The sequence below is a fragment of the Microbacterium sp. ZXX196 genome, assembly GCF_009709595.1.
GTDB lineage: Bacteria > Actinomycetota > Actinomycetes > Actinomycetales > Microbacteriaceae > Microbacterium > Microbacterium excoecariae.
On record NZ_WMEE01000006.1, the window covers coordinates 138,160 to 152,043 of the forward strand.

At 69.6% G+C, this 13,884-nt stretch carries 14 protein-coding genes; 5 read left to right on the top strand and 9 right to left on the bottom strand.

The genetic code is table 11. The features are described from left to right. The first annotated feature begins 5 nt into the window (after positions 1–5). Both GJQ66_RS07725 and sucB read left to right on the top strand, forming a co-directional pair. Positions 6–1,409 carry a dihydrolipoyl dehydrogenase gene (locus tag GJQ66_RS07725; protein WP_368732791.1) on the top strand — a complete coding sequence of 468 codons (1,404 nt, stop codon included), beginning with the start codon at positions 6–8 and terminating at the stop codon, positions 1,407–1,409. A 93-nt stretch (positions 1,410–1,502) separates the two neighbouring features. Further along, entirely contained in the window at positions 1,503–3,212 is a 1,710-nt protein-coding gene (gene sucB / locus GJQ66_RS07730; protein WP_155048742.1) for a 2-oxoglutarate dehydrogenase, E2 component, dihydrolipoamide succinyltransferase, read from the top strand. A 33-nt stretch (positions 3,213–3,245) separates the two neighbouring features. Here sucB and GJQ66_RS07735 read toward each other — a convergent pair whose 3' ends face one another. After that, positions 3,246–4,556: a hypothetical protein gene (locus GJQ66_RS07735; RefSeq protein ID WP_155048743.1), complete on the bottom strand. Its 1,311-nt coding sequence runs from the start codon at positions 4,554–4,556 to the stop codon at positions 3,246–3,248. Positions 4,557–4,689: 133 nt separating this feature from the next. Here GJQ66_RS07735 and GJQ66_RS07740 point away from each other — a divergent pair, with 133 nt between their 5' ends. Next, on the top strand, positions 4,690–5,403 hold the full coding sequence (locus tag GJQ66_RS07740) for a DUF4191 family protein (protein WP_155048744.1): 714 nt from the start codon (positions 4,690–4,692) through the stop codon (positions 5,401–5,403). Between the two features lie 51 nt (positions 5,404–5,454). On the opposite strand, the gene GJQ66_RS07745 is transcribed toward GJQ66_RS07740, so the two are convergent. Further along, positions 5,455–5,853, bottom strand: a complete 399-nt coding sequence (locus tag GJQ66_RS07745) for an RDD family protein (protein WP_368732792.1) — start codon at positions 5,851–5,853, stop codon at positions 5,455–5,457. 158 nt (positions 5,854–6,011) lie between these two features. Here GJQ66_RS07745 and glnA point away from each other — a divergent pair, with 158 nt between their 5' ends. Next, positions 6,012–7,436, top strand: coding sequence for a type I glutamate--ammonia ligase (gene glnA / locus GJQ66_RS07750; protein ID WP_155048745.1), 1,425 nt, complete (start codon positions 6,012–6,014; stop codon positions 7,434–7,436). Between the two features lie 104 nt (positions 7,437–7,540). Here glnA and GJQ66_RS07755 read toward each other — a convergent pair whose 3' ends face one another. From GJQ66_RS07755 to merA, 7 genes are all read right to left on the bottom strand, one after another. Continuing rightward, the gene (locus GJQ66_RS07755) at positions 7,541–7,969 is read right to left on the bottom strand and encodes a sulfate permease (RefSeq protein WP_155048746.1); all 429 of its coding nucleotides are present in this window, start codon (positions 7,967–7,969) and stop codon (positions 7,541–7,543) included. Between the two features lie 162 nt (positions 7,970–8,131). Beyond that, positions 8,132–9,133 (bottom strand): IS481 family transposase, encoded by a 1,002-nt coding sequence (locus tag GJQ66_RS07760; protein ID WP_155048747.1) that lies wholly within the window; start codon positions 9,131–9,133, stop codon positions 8,132–8,134. A 69-nt stretch (positions 9,134–9,202) separates the two neighbouring features. Further along, positions 9,203–10,123, bottom strand: a complete 921-nt coding sequence (locus GJQ66_RS07765) for a cytochrome c biogenesis CcdA family protein (protein ID WP_155048748.1) — start codon at positions 10,121–10,123, stop codon at positions 9,203–9,205. A gap of 3 nt (positions 10,124–10,126) precedes the next feature. Next, complete coding sequence (locus GJQ66_RS07770) at positions 10,127–10,651, bottom strand: TlpA disulfide reductase family protein (protein ID WP_155048749.1); 525 nt, start codon at positions 10,649–10,651, stop codon at positions 10,127–10,129. Continuing rightward, positions 10,648–10,947 carry a hypothetical protein gene (locus GJQ66_RS07775; RefSeq protein ID WP_005882715.1) on the bottom strand — a complete coding sequence of 100 codons (300 nt, stop codon included), beginning with the start codon at positions 10,945–10,947 and terminating at the stop codon, positions 10,648–10,650. The genes GJQ66_RS07770 and GJQ66_RS07775 overlap by 4 nt, the downstream gene beginning before the upstream one ends. Positions 10,948–10,976: 29 nt before the next feature. Then, positions 10,977–11,639, bottom strand: a complete 663-nt coding sequence (gene merB, locus GJQ66_RS07780; RefSeq protein WP_155048750.1) for an organomercurial lyase MerB — start codon at positions 11,637–11,639, stop codon at positions 10,977–10,979. Positions 11,640–11,684: 45 nt separating this feature from the next. Beyond that, the gene (gene merA / locus GJQ66_RS07785) at positions 11,685–13,109 is read right to left on the bottom strand and encodes a mercury(II) reductase (RefSeq protein ID WP_155048751.1); all 1,425 of its coding nucleotides are present in this window, start codon (positions 13,107–13,109) and stop codon (positions 11,685–11,687) included. 105 nt (positions 13,110–13,214) lie between these two features. Here merA and GJQ66_RS07790 point away from each other — a divergent pair, with 105 nt between their 5' ends. Then, positions 13,215–13,604 (top strand): heavy metal-responsive transcriptional regulator, encoded by a 390-nt coding sequence (locus tag GJQ66_RS07790; RefSeq protein WP_040347802.1) that lies wholly within the window; start codon positions 13,215–13,217, stop codon positions 13,602–13,604. The last annotated feature ends 280 nt before the right edge of the window (positions 13,605–13,884 follow it).

Consider the following 13,884-nt stretch of genomic DNA (forward strand, 5'->3'; position numbering starts at 1 on the left):
CTCCCGTGACCGTCCTCACCTCGGACGTCGTCGTCCTCGGCGGCGGGAGCGGCGGGTACGCGACGGCGCTGCGCGCCCGCGAGCTCGACCTCTCGGTGACTCTCATCGAGCGCGACCGCGTCGGCGGCACGTGCCTGCACCGCGGGTGCGTCCCGACGAAGGCCCTGTTGCACACCGCGGAGGTCGCCGACACGGTGCGGCACGCGGCGGCCGCGGGCGTCGCCGCGTCGCTCGAAAGCGTGGACGGTGAGGCTGCGCTGGCGTGGCGCCAGAAGATCGTCGACGGCAAGTTCCGCGGGCTGACGTCGCTCCTCGCGGCGCGCGGCGTGCAGGTGGTGACGGGATCCGGATCCCTCACGCGCCACGACGGCGCGCCCGCGGTACGGGTCGGCGACGACCTGTACGCCGGGCGCCACGTCGTCCTTGCCACGGGCGCGTTGACGCGCGCCCTGCGGGGGGTGGAGTTCTCGGATCGGGTGCTGGACGCCGAGCGTGCGCTGGCGCGCGCGGAGATCCCCGCGCGCGCCGTGGTCATCGGCGGCGGCGTCATCGGCGTGGAGTTCGCCAGCGCGTGGCGCTCCCTCGGCGCCGAGGTCACGGTCGTGGAGGCGCAGGACACGCTGATCGCGGGCGAGGACGCGGCATCGCAGTCGGCGCTGGCGAAGGCGTTCGCCCGCCGTGGCATCGACCTCCGCCTCGGCACCCGCGTGGCGGGCGTGGCCGAGGGCGACGGCGTCGTCGTGTCGGTGGAACGCGAGGGCGTGACCGAGGACCTGCCGGCCGACGTGGTGCTCGTGGCGGTCGGCCGCGCGCCCTCCACCGCGGGGCTCGGTTTCGAGGAGGCCGGGGTCTCTCTCACGCGCGGGTTCGTGGACGTCGACGGCGAACTGCGCACGGGCGCGGAGGGCGTGTGGGCCGTTGGCGACATCGTCGCCGGCCCCCAGCTCGCCCACCGCGGATTCCGGCACGGCATCGCGGTCGCCGAGCGGATCGCCGGGCGACGTACCGCGCCGCTCGACGACGCGCTCGTGCCGCGCGTCACGTACTCGTCGCCCGAGGTCGCGTCCGTGGGCCTCACGGAGCGCGCGGCGATCGAGATCCACGGCGCGGACGCGATCACGTCGACCGAGGTCTCCCTCGCCGGCAACGCGAAGAGCGAGATCGTCGGCGCAGGCTCCCCCGCGCGGCCCGGCTTCGCGAAGGTCGTTCGCCTCGTGGGCGGGCCCGTCCTCGGCGTGCATCTCGTGGGCGAGCGCGTGGGCGAGCTGATCACGGAGGGTCAGCTGGCCGTCGCGTGGGAGGCGCACCCGGAAGACATCGCCCCCCTCGTGCACGCCCACCCCACCCAGTCCGAGGCGCTCGGCGAGGCCTTCCTCGCCCTCGCGGGCTCGCCGCTGCACACCATGTGACCGCGCGGCGCGCCCCGCGGGTTCCGGGGCGAGGCCGGACCCCATCCCCTAAGCTGATAACCGCATTCACACCTTCTGCAAGGAGACTCGAATATGAGCACTTCCGTTGTCCTCCCCGCTCTCGGAGAGAGCGTCACCGAGGGAACGGTCACCCGCTGGCTGAAGCAGGTCGGCGATACCGTCGCGGTCGATGAGCCGCTGCTCGAGGTGTCCACCGACAAGGTCGACACCGAGATCCCGTCCCCGGTGGCGGGCGTGCTCGAGGCGATCCTCGTCCAGGAGGACGAGACGGCAGAGGTCGGTGCTGAGCTCGCCACGGTCGGCGACGGCGCCGGCGCCTCCGAGTCCGCGCCGGCCGCCCCGGCTCCGGAGGAGAAGGCCGCCGAGCCCGCCCCGGCCGCGGAGGCCCCGGCCCCGCAGAAGCCCGCTGCGTCCTCCGCGGACGCGACCGACGTTGTGCTCCCCGAGCTCGGCGAGAGCGTCACCGAGGGCACGGTCACCCGCTGGCTGAAGCAGGTCGGCGACTCCGTTGAGGTCGACGAGCCCCTGCTCGAGATCTCGACCGACAAGGTCGACACCGAGGTGCCCTCCCCCGTCGCCGGCACCGTCCTCGAGCTCCTCGCGGGCGAGGACGACACGGTCGAGGTCGGTTCCGTCCTCGCGCGCGTCGGATCCGGTGCGCCCGCCCCGGCCGAGAAGCCCGACGCCCCGGCTCCGGAGGAGAAGGCCGCCGAGCCCGCCGCGGCCGAGAAGCCCGCCGCCCCGGCTCCGGAGGAGAAGGCCGCCGAGCCCGCCCCGGCCGCGGAGGCCCCGGCCCCGCAGAAGCCCGCCGCCCCGGCCGAGAAGCCCGCCGCGCCGGCGGCGCCCGCCTCGGCCTCGAACGACCCGATCTACGTCACCCCGCTCGTGCGCAAGCTCGCCGCGCAGCACGGCGTGGACCTGTCGAGCATCCAGGGCTCGGGGGTCGGCGGTCGCATCCGCAAGGAGGACGTGCTCGCGGCCGTCAAGCCCGCGGCCTCGACCACCTCGTCGCCCGCGCCGGCCGCTCCGTCGGCGAAGTCGGCGAAGGCCGCGCTCGAGACGAGCGAGCTGCGCGGAACGACCCAGCCGATGACCCGCCTGCGCAAGGTGCTCGCGAAGCGCGCCGTGGAGTCGATGACCTCGACCGCGCAGCTCACGACGGTCGTCGAGGTCGACGTGACGCGCCTGTCGTCCTTCCGCGACGGCGTGAAGGCCGAGTTCCACGAGAAGACCGGCAGCAAGCTGTCATTCCTGCCGTTCTTCGCGCTCGCGGCGACCGAGGCGCTCCGCGCGTTCCCGATCATCAACTCGACGCTCGACGGCGAGAACATCGTCTACCCCGACACCGAGAACCTCTCGATCGCGGTCGACACCGAGAAGGGGCTGTACACGCCGGTGCTCCGGGATGCGGCGTCGAAGAGCCTCGCGGAGATCGCGGGCGGCATCGCGGATCTCGCGAAGCGCACGCGCGAGGGCGGGCTGAAGCCCGATGACCTCGCTGGCGGCACCTTCACGCTCACCAACACGGGTTCGCGTGGCGCGCTGTTCGACACCCCGGTCGTTTTCCTGCCGCAGTCGGCGATCCTCGGCACGGGCATCGTGTTCAAGCGCCCCGGCGTGGTGACGGTCGACGGGCAGGACTCGATCGGCGTCCGGTCGTACGTCTACCTCGCCCTGTCGTACGACCACCGCACGATCGACGGTGCCGACGCGGCGCGCTACCTCAGCGCCGTCAAGGCACGCCTCGAGGAGGCCGACTTCCAGACCGATCTCGGGATCTAACGTCTCGATTGCAGCACAGAGGGGGCCGCGCCGTTACGGCGGGTCCCCCTCTGTGCTGCGCGCTGCCGTTCCGGTCGCCGCGTCGTACGCGTCTCGAATGCGCCAGGTCTCGCCCGCGCGCTCGATCACGATGAGCTGCTTCGCGGATCCGGGAGCCTCGGCGGCCACGACGGCAACCTGACCGTAGTCCTCCACGAGGGAAACCTGCACGTCGGGGTGCGCCGCGGATCCGCCGACGGCCTCGCTCGGCACCTGGTCACACGTGCCGGCGCAGTCCTGCCAGAGCGCCACGAGCGCCGCGCCCGCGACCACCGGATCCTCCCCCGCGAGCGCCGCACCCGCGACGGGCGGGGCCGCAGCGCTCGGCGCCTGCGTCCGCTCCGCGACGACGCCCGACGCGCGGGGCGATTCGCTGGCCGGCCAGAAAAGCCCCACGCCGACGACGGCCGTCGCGACGCCGAGGGCGACGGCGATCGGCGCCCGGCGGCTGCCGCGGGCCCGGGGCGACGCCTCCGGGCGCGGGGGCGACGGATCCGCGCCCTCGGGGCGCCTCGCGGGCGACAGGCGCGCCACGATCCGGGCGAGGCCCGCGTCCCACATCCCCGCCACGCGCGCCAGCCACGCGGCGAGGCCCACCCCCTCGTCGGGGTCGTCGGGGGCGAGGATGCGGTCGATCCCGGCGCGAGCCCCGGCGCCCGCCGCGGAACGGATCGGCCGGGCGGCCGCCGCGTCGAACAGGGCTCCCTCGATCCCCTCGAGCGAAACCGCCAGGGTTCGGGGCGTCGCGAGGGCCTCGCGGGCCTCCGCCAGCGCGCGCGCGAGCACGCGGTCGTCCGTGGCCCGCTCGAGCCGCTCGAGAACGCGCGCGGAGGCGTCGGGGATCGCGTCGCCGCCCGCGGCATCGCCGGAGCGGGGGCAGAACAGCGGCATGCCGTCCTCGTCGAGCCACCAACTGCCGACGATTTCCGCATCCACGGCGGCCGCCGCGCGCATCACGGCGACGGCCAGGGTCACCGCCTCCCCGCGGTCCCAGGCGGGCCCGCTCTGGGCACGCGCGCCGAGGAGGTGATCGACGGACGAGGCAACGGACGGCACCACCACGTCGTGGCCTCCCGCGCGACGCAGGATCTCGCGCGGCGCGAGCACGTGCGGCGCGTCGGCCCATCGCCACCCGGCCCAGCCGTCGAGGTCCGCCGCGTCGACGACGGCCCAGGTGCCCTCGCCCCTCTGCACGAGCGCCGCGGGAAGTGGGTGCTCGCCCGCCACCGTGCGGCGCACCCGTCTGGCGGGCAGGAATGCCTCCGCCTCGCGCGGGGCGGTCCGCGCGTCCCGTGTCGTCACCATGGGCCTAGGTTGCCGCGCCGGAACCCGCCGCGGCGCCGGGTGGCGGCGGATTGGGGACGGGCGCGGGCGGATCCGGGGTGTGGACGCGCTGGCGCGCAGGTGCGCGGCACGAGCGACCGGTAGGCTGGTGACTATGGCAGCACGCACGACCACGCCCGAGAAGCGCCCCGGGTTCTTCGCGACAATTAAGAACCTGTTCACGTTCACGCACGGGGAATACCCGTGGGTGGCCTGGGTGCTCCCCCTCGTCCTGGTGGCGGGCGTCGCGGTCGGCGTGGTCATCGCGCTGGTGACCGCCCAGCCGTGGTGGGGTTACATCCTCTGGGTCGTCTTCGGTATCATGCTCGGCCTCATCGGCGCGATGCTGCTCATGAACCGGTTGGCGACGTCCGCGATGTACAAGAAGATCGACGGGATGCCGGGCGGGGCGGGACACGTCGTCGCGAACATGCTCGGGCGCAACTGGCGCGGCGAGGACATGCCGGTCGCCGTGAACGCGAGGACTCAGGACGCGGTGTACCGCGCCGTGGGTCGCGGCGGCGTCGTCCTCATCGGCGAGGGCACGCGGAGTCGCCTCGAGCGCCTCGTCAAGAAGGAGAAGACCACCTCGCTGCGCATCACGCACGGATCCGTTCCCGTGACCGTCCTGTATGTCGGACACGGCGAGGACGAGGTACCGGTCGACCGCCTGGCGCGCGAGATCAAGAAGCTGCCGAAGGTGGTTAACCGGGCCGGCATGGAGCAGCTCAGCGCCCGCACCGAGTCAATCTCGCGCGGCGGCGCGGCGTCCCTCCCCATTCCGAAGGGCATCGATCCGACCAAGGTGCGCGCTCCGAAGCCGCGCTAGAAACGCGACACGAGACAGGGGGCCGGTGCGATGCGCCGGCCCCCTCTCGGTTTACGCCCGGACGATGGCGGTGCCGGCGAGCAGATCGTGGAGCCCGAGACGGTTCTCATCCCAGATGGCGGCGGGGATCACGAGGGCGATCAACGCGGCCCGAACCAGTGGGCGCCAGGGGCCCACCCATCCCCCGCCGCGGCGCACGACCCGCAGCCCCCAGATCCGATGCCCCGGGCTTCCGCCGGCCGTCGGCACGAAGAGCGCCTGGATGACGACGAAGAGCGCGAGCGTCGACCACCACGCGTAGTCGAAGAACGCCATGGACAGGAGGACGACGGCCGCCCAGTCGGTCACGAAGGCGCCGACGCGGCGCGAGAGCGGGGCGATGCTGCCCGGCCCGGTGGCCGGAAGGCCCAGGCTTTTGCCGGGGTGGTCATCGCGCGAAGAAGAAGTCACCCGATCAGCCTAGGCGCGCGTCGGTTTGTGTCGCGGCACGATGCCCACGTAACCTCCAGGAAACATTCGAGACATTCTCGGGCAATCCCGCACGGATACTTTCGAGGGGTCATCCCCTCCGCGGGCGGCGACCCGAAGTCCCACTACCTGGAGCCTCCATGTTCACTGATTCATCTGAGGTGCTCGCTTTCATCAAGGACGAGGACGTCAAGTTCCTCGACATCCGATTCACGGATCTCCCCGGTGTCCAGCAGCACTTCAACATCCCGGCATCGACCGTCGACGAGGACTTCTTCACCGTCGGTCAGCTTTTCGATGGCTCCTCGATTCGCGGCTTCGCGAACATCAACGAGTCCGACATGCAGCTCATCCCGGACGTGACGACGGCGTACCTCGACCCGTTCCGCGAGCACAAGACGCTCGTCATGGTGTTCGACATCTACAACCCGCGCAACGGCGAGATCTACTCGAAGGACCCGCGCCAGGTCGCCAAGAAGGCGGAGAAGTACCTCGCCTCGACCGGCATCGCGGACACCGCGTTCTTCGCCCCCGAGGCCGAGTTCTACATCTTCGACGATGTGCGCTACGAGGTCTCGCAGGGCAAGAGCTTCTACTCGGTGGACTCCGAGGAGGCCGCGTGGAACACCGGCCGCGAGGAGGAGGGCGGAAACCTCGCCAACAAGACGCCGTACAAGGGCGGCTACTTCCCCGTCTCCCCCGTCGACAAGCAGGCCGACCTGCGCGACGACATCTCGCTGAAGCTCATCGAGGCGGGCCTCGAGCTCGAGCGTGCGCACCACGAGGTGGGCACGGCCGGCCAGGCCGAGATCAACTACAAGTTCGACACGATGGTCCACGCCGCGGACGACATCCTGAAGTTCAAGTACATCGTCAAGAACACGGCCGAGGAGTGGGGCAAGACCGCGACCTTCATGCCGAAGCCGATCTTCGGCGACAACGGCTCGGGCATGCACACCCACCAGTCGCTGTGGGCCGACGGCAAGCCGCTCTTCTTCGACGAGCAGGGCTACGGCCAGCTCTCGGACATCGCCCGCTGGTACATCGGCGGCCTGCTGAAGCACGCGCCCGCCGTTCTCGCGTTCACGAACCCGACGATCAACTCGTACCACCGCCTGATCAAGGGCTTCGAGGCGCCTGTCAACCTGGTCTACTCGGCCGGTAACCGCTCCGCGGCGATTCGTATCCCGATCACGGGCTCGAACCCGAAGGCGAAGCGCCTCGAGTTCCGCGCGCCCGACTCCTCGGGTAACCCCTATCTCGCCTTCGCCGCGCAGCTGATGGCGGGCATCGACGGCATCAAGAACCGGATCGAGCCGCACGAGCCGGTCGACAAGGACCTCTACGAGCTTCCGCCGGAGGAGGCCAAGGACATCCCGCAGGTGCCCGGCACGCTCGCCGAGGCGCTCGAGGCACTCCGCGAGGACCACGCGTTCCTCCTCGAGGGCGGCGTCTTCACGCAGGAGCTCATCGACACCTGGATCGACTACAAGTACGAGAACGAGATCATCCCGCTGGCCCAGCGCCCGCACCCGTTCGAGTTCGAGCTGTACTATGGTGTGTGAAATCTGAAGGGTCCCGAAGCGCGTCTCCCCGGGCTTCGAGGCCAGTGATTGACTGGGCCCCAGGCAGCAAACCGCTGCTTGGGGCCCATTCTATCTCCGGGGGTTTACGGACGTCTACGGGAGTAAACGGACGGGTTTTCGGACGGGTTTACGGACGGATCTTCGGACCTCGTGATCGACACCGCCTCTCGGATCTTCGTCACGAGCAGGACGACCGAAAGCGTCGGCCCGGCGACGAACATCTTGAGCGCATCCCAGCTCGCGATCCCCATCAGGATGTAGACCCATCCAGGGCCGCCTGCTTCGATGATCTCCGCGAACCAGCGCGCGAGGAGAAAGTAGATCGGCGCGATCAGCCAGGTGACCATCGACCACTTCAAGCCGCGTCGGGTGCGCAGCGCGTTGATGAGGATGTTCGTCGGCATGCATCGTTGGAAGAACACCTGCAGAAAGCCTGCGAGCCTGAAACTCAGATACAGAATCATCGCCCTCGTCCCCTCATCCAGTTCTCTCATCGAGATCGGTCGTGCCACCGACCGTAGGAACAAGGACGTCGGCGCAGCACGTTATCCACAGTGCGATCCTTCGCCGAACCGCATCAGCTTCTCGTGTCGCCCACGACTTCTGCGGTCCCTCGCAGTTCTCGTGCTGCACGCGGAGTCCTACATCGCGCAGACTGCGGATCACCGCTGAAGCTAGGTGTATGAGGCCAGGACGTTGTTGACGCGAATTGGCACGAGCGTGGCCGGCGGCTGACCGTCCGCGGCACCGTGCGGGCGGTGGTAGTTGTAGTGCAGGTTCCAGCGCTCGAGGGCGTTGGCGCGTTCGTCTTCTGAGGTCCATGTCCGTGCATAGAGGAACTCTTCGGCAAGGATCCGGTTGTACCGCTCGATCTTTCCGTTGTGGCGGGGCGTGTAGGGCGTGATCCGTTGGTGCCGCGACCCGGCCAGTGCATCGGCGAACGCTGAGGCGCGGTAACAGGATCCGTTGTCGGTCACGATCCGTTCGATGTGCGTGATGCCATGAGCCGCGAACCATGCCCGCGCTCGCGCGAGGAACGCAACGGCCGTCGCGGCCTGCTCGTTCGGCAAAGCCTCGGTGTACGCGAGGCGTGAGTAGCCGTCAATCGCTGAGTGGAGGTAGACGTAGCCGGCTCGCGTGCCGCGGGTTTTCGTCCGCGCGACGGCGCGAGCTTCCGGGCTGTCCTTGCCATGAGCCCGCCATCCGCCGCCATCGGGGATTCGGCCGACCTTCTTGACGTCCAGGTGAACCATGTGGCCGGGGCACCGAGCGACAATCTTCCTCGCTTCGCGGTTACTTTCCCCGGTCGGGTCGATGAAGCGGCGCCGGTTGAGCTGCAGGTCGGTGAGGATGCGACTCACCGTGCGCCGACTGATCTGAATGCCGACCTGTTCGAGCTCGAACGTGATCCGAGCCGCTGACCACTTGTGCTCGCGCCGCATGCGTTCGACTTCGCGAACAACGACGTTGGGGGTGGCTGTCGGGGATTGCTTAGGCGTCGATGAGCGGTCGAGCAGACCGACCTCACCGAACTCACGATGGCGATGGACCCACTTTGACGCGGTAGCGCGGGAGATTCCCATCTCAGCTGCCACGTGAGCGATCGGCCGGGTCTTGCAACGCTCGACCAGCCGCCGACGTCCCTCGACTGACAGTGGCGAGTTGCGGTGAGTCATGCACGTCCTTCGAAGAATGTTCCAGTCGAGTCGCTGAGTCCCGGACCAAGCCCCCCATTCAGCCGTCGGCTACTGACCCTCGTGGTCGCCGCCTGACACGCCGAGCCCGACGTTCGTGGTGTCGCAGCAGGCCTCCGGCGATTCGGAACTGGCTCGACGCCGCCTATGGGCGGCGCCAAGGGCGAGTACTACGAGGAGGGAGATGACCGCGAGCGCCGCGATCGGCGCCGTGTGAGCCTGAACCCAGCCGGACAGGGTCGTTGAGAGCCTGGCGACACCGCCGGCACGGCCGGTCGCGACGAGGTTGTTGTCGGCGGTGGCGGCGGGCCACCAGTACCACGCGAGGTAGACGCCGGTGAGCAGCAAGACGGCGCCGGTGATCCGGGGGCCATAACTCCCGAGGCGTGCGACGTGGCGGGTTAGGCCGGTACCCGCGGCGGTGGTCGCGAGTGCGAGCAGCAGCAGGATGCTGGCTGAGCCGGCGGCGTAGACACCGAAGACCAGCAGCAGCCCCGCGTAGCTGGCGGTGGCCTGTGCCTGGGCGATGACAGCAAGGATCACTCCGAAGGTGCACGACAGGGAGGCGAGGGCGTAGCCGATCCCGAAGACCAGCATCCGGGCGGTTGGCGGGAGGCCTTCGGTTGCTCGGCCGGTGATCCGGGGCAACCGCACGGAGATCGAACGGCCGGCCAGCATCCACAGGCCGAGGAGCACCAGTAGGACGCCTACGGCGAGACCGAGTTTGGGCGCTGCCTGGATCAGGCCCCGAGCCCAGGCGCTCACCAGCAGGCCCGCAGCTGCGAGGGTGCCGGCGAACCCGATCGCCAGTGCGATTCCGGACCGCAGGGCCCTCAGCAGCCGCACCGGGACGGGCGAGGCGTCAGCGTCGCCGAGGGTCTGGCTGATCCAGGCCGGCAGCAGCGCGAACCCGCATGGGTTGACCGGCGCCACCATGCCGGCGGCGAAGGCGAGGCTGAGCAATCCGCCCATGGATCAGGCTCCGGCCTTGACGAGTTCGGCGGTGATCGTCTTCGCGTCGGGCTCGGTGGCACGGAAGGTCACCTTGCCGTCGCCGTCGATGACGATGAGGGTGGACAGGGCGGCAACGTCGAATCGCTGGGACAAGGCGGCACCCTCGTCTATGGCGGCCGGGACGTGTTCGGCGTCGACGTACTCCATGAATCCCTCGATGGTCTCCTTGGACTCGCCGGGGTCCATGTCGACGGCGAGGAAGCTCGCCCCAGCACCCGACTTCTCGGCAGCGGTGGCGGCCTCGCCGAGGGAGCGGACGCCTTCAACGCATTCGCCGCAGCCGACGGAGAAGAAGAACACCGCGGTCGGCTTCCCGCTGGTGGGCAGGCTGACCATCTGGCCGTCGATGCTAGTAACCGCCGCTGGCGTGCCCGCATCTGCGGCTGGTGTGGCGTCGGTGCTTCCGCAGGCGGTCAGAGCCAGGGAGCCTGCAAGCAGGAGGCCGGCGACCGAGAGGGTCGCGCGGCGGGTGCGGGTAAGCGTCATCGGTTCTGGTCGTCCTTCGTGTCGCTGGGGTGGGTGGAGTTCACAGGCGGGCAACAGCCATGCCTGGCGTTGTTGCCGCCGCTGCGGCGCCGCGTGGTCGCGAGGACCGCGAGCACCAGGACGGCGATGCCGGTGCCGATCACCCAGGGGTTGCCGAGGAACCCGCCGACACTGGCCAGCAGACCACCGGCGAGGAGCAAGGGAAGTAGGGCGCAGCAGGCGACCATGAGCAGCGCGGCCCCGGCTCCGAGGAGCAGGCCGCTGCCTCCCGGTTGGTCGTCGTGGTTGGACTTCATCGGAGTGGAGTGCCCTTCGGTGTTCTTGGTCAGCAGCGGCAGTGGCCGTCGTCGGCCACTGCCGCGTTGGCCTGGAACTGGTTGAGGAAGCCGGTCGTGAGGTCGGTACCGATCCGATAGGCAACGGCCACGGGCACGACCTCGGCGCGGGGGTGCTCGGCCAGCCAGCCCGCGGCGTCCTCATCGGAGGTGAAGTAGTGGACCTGGTTGCAGAAGGAGGACCGGATCGAGGTGATCTGGTCGGGGTTGACCAGCGACACCACCGCGGTGGCGGGTTCGACGCTGGTGACGCCGGCGACGGGGTCGATGGTGACCCGGATCGGCTCGCCGCTGGTCGGGGAGACCGACTCCACGCTCGCCGCGCGCTCGAGCAGGGTCGGAAAGATCAGGGTGTCCAGGGCGCACCAGGTGTAGAGCTCCTCACCGGCCACGGTGAACCGGTGAGGGGTGGGGCGCAGGGTGAGGCCCTGGCCGATGATGCGGCCCTGGTCGTCGTACTCGGTGTCCGGCACCGCGGCCAGACCCGTGCGTACGTCGTCGACCGGACGGCCGGCGGCCGCGGCGAACTGCTCGACGGTGACCGGGCCGCCCTCGACGATCAGCCGCAGCAGCGGGATCAATAGGACGGCGTCAAGGCCGGTCTCTTCGGTGTTGTTGAGTCGTTCGGGCAGTTGCGTCGTGAGCTCCGACATGGCGGTACCTTCTTCATGAGTCGGGTGGAGGCTGTCGGCTGCGGGTCACGCGCAGCAGGACAGCTTGGAGATGTCGGTGGTGAAGGCCTTGGCGGCGATCCGGATGCCTTCGGTCATGGTCAGGTAGGGCGCCCATGCGTCGGCGACCTCGGTGACGGTCTTGCCGAGGATGTGGACACCGGCCGCGGCGAGCTCGCCGGCGTCTTTGGCGACGGCGGTGAGGCCGAGGATCTCGCCGGTCTCAGCGTTGGCGACGATCTTGATGAAGCCGCGGGTGTCGCGGTTGACCAGCGCCCGGGGCACGTAGTCCAGCGGCAGGACGCGGCAGTCGCAGCGGATCCCGGCAGCGAGCACCTGGGCCTCGGTCATCCCGACCGCGCCGATCGCCGGACTGGTGAAGGTCACCCGCGGCAGCCGGCTGTGGTCCACCGACCGCTCAGCGCCAGCGAACGTGTTCTCAGCGACCATGTTGCCGTGGTGGGCGGCGACGTAGACGAACTCGGGGTGCCCGGTCACGTCGCCGGCTGCCCAGATCCGGGGGTTGGAGGACTGCAGTTGGTCGGTGACCACGATCTCGCCCGTGTCGCCGGTCTTCACCTCCACCGCATCGAGGTTCAGCCCATCGGTGACCGGTCGGCGGCCGAGGGCGACGAGGACCTGTTCGGCGTGGAATTCCTGCTCGCCGCCGGAGATGTCAGCGGTGACAACAACCTGGCCCCTGACGTCGTCACGGGCAACGTGGGTCGGGACCGCACGGCGGACCACGCGGATGCCCTCGTCGGCGAAGACCTCCTGCAGCGCCTTGGATACCTCCGGCTCCTCCTTCGACGCCAGCCGGGAACGAACCAGCAGGGTGACCTTCGACCCGAGCCGGGCGAACAGTTGGGCCTGCTCCAAGGCGACGTAGCCGCCGCCGAGCACCAGCAGCGAGTCGGGAACCTTGGTCAATTCCATCGCCGCGGTCGAGGTCAGGTAGCCGGCCTCCTCAAGACCGTCGATCGGTGGGGCCCATGCGCTGGCGCCGGTGGCGACCAGGTAGTGATCAGCGTCGATCGTCTCGACCGCACCGTCAGTCGCGGTGACCTCAAGAACGGGCGCTTCTGGCGTGCCGGCGAACGCAGCGTCGCCGTGGCGGATCTGCCAGCCGTAGGCGTCGGCGACGTCGACGTACTTCTCACCCCGAAGTTCCTCGACGAGGTCCTGCTTGCTGCTGATCAGCGCGGGCATGTCCACGTCGTCCGCTGTGGTGGCGATCCCCGGGAAACGGTTGCCCGCCTCGGCAGCGGTCTGGCGGGCCTCAGCGGCGGCGATGAGCGCCTTCGACGGCACGCAGCCGGTGTTCACGCACGTGCCGCCGAAAGTGCCGCGCTCGATCATCACCACCGACTTGCCGAGCGTGGTCGCGCGGATGGCGGCGGCGAACGCGGCGCCACCCGATCCGATGATCGCAAGGTCGTACCTGGACTGCATCCCGATTCCTCCCCTGAGTCTTGAGAATTGCTCTTGATGCAGCCACAATGGACCTTCCAGTACGGGGGAAGGTCAAGTGCGACCTGTGACACATCGGAGACCCAGATGAGGATCGGCGAACTCGCCGAGGCGGCCGGCACCACCGCCAAGACCCTGCGGTTCTACGAGGAGCAGGGCCTGCTTCCCGCGGCCGAGCGCACCGCGTCGGGATACCGCGACTACGATCCGGAAGCAGCGACTCGGATCGACTTCATCCACCGCGGCCAGGCTGCCGGACTTACCCTCGCGCAGATCAAACAGATCCTCGACATCCGCGATGGAGGCGAGATTCCCTGCGGCCACGTCCGGGACCTCCTAGACGTTCGTCTGAAGGACATTGAGCGCCAGATCTCGGATCTCGTCTCCCTCCGCGACAACGTTGCCGCCCTCCGCGACGCAGCCGCAGAACCCGAACCCGAGACCTGCAACGCCGACGAGGTCTGCAGGTACCTGTAGCCAATCCGAGATCACGCGCGCAGAGGCGGAGCCTCCTGCCGCGACCTTCCTACGTGACCACAACGTTATGGCCAGCAACATCTAAGTAGATGTTCCCGGCCCCATCAGAAGGGCCGATGGTGAGAGCGAACGGATGCGTCATCCCCGTGGGCTGACCCCGTTTCGTAGGTCCGGTGGTTCTGAGAGTCGTCCTGTTGTCCGCGGTCGCGGGCAGGGAGACTGGTCAGATCATGACGAACAGCAGGAAGCGTCACACCCCGGAGCAGGTCGTCCGTAAGCT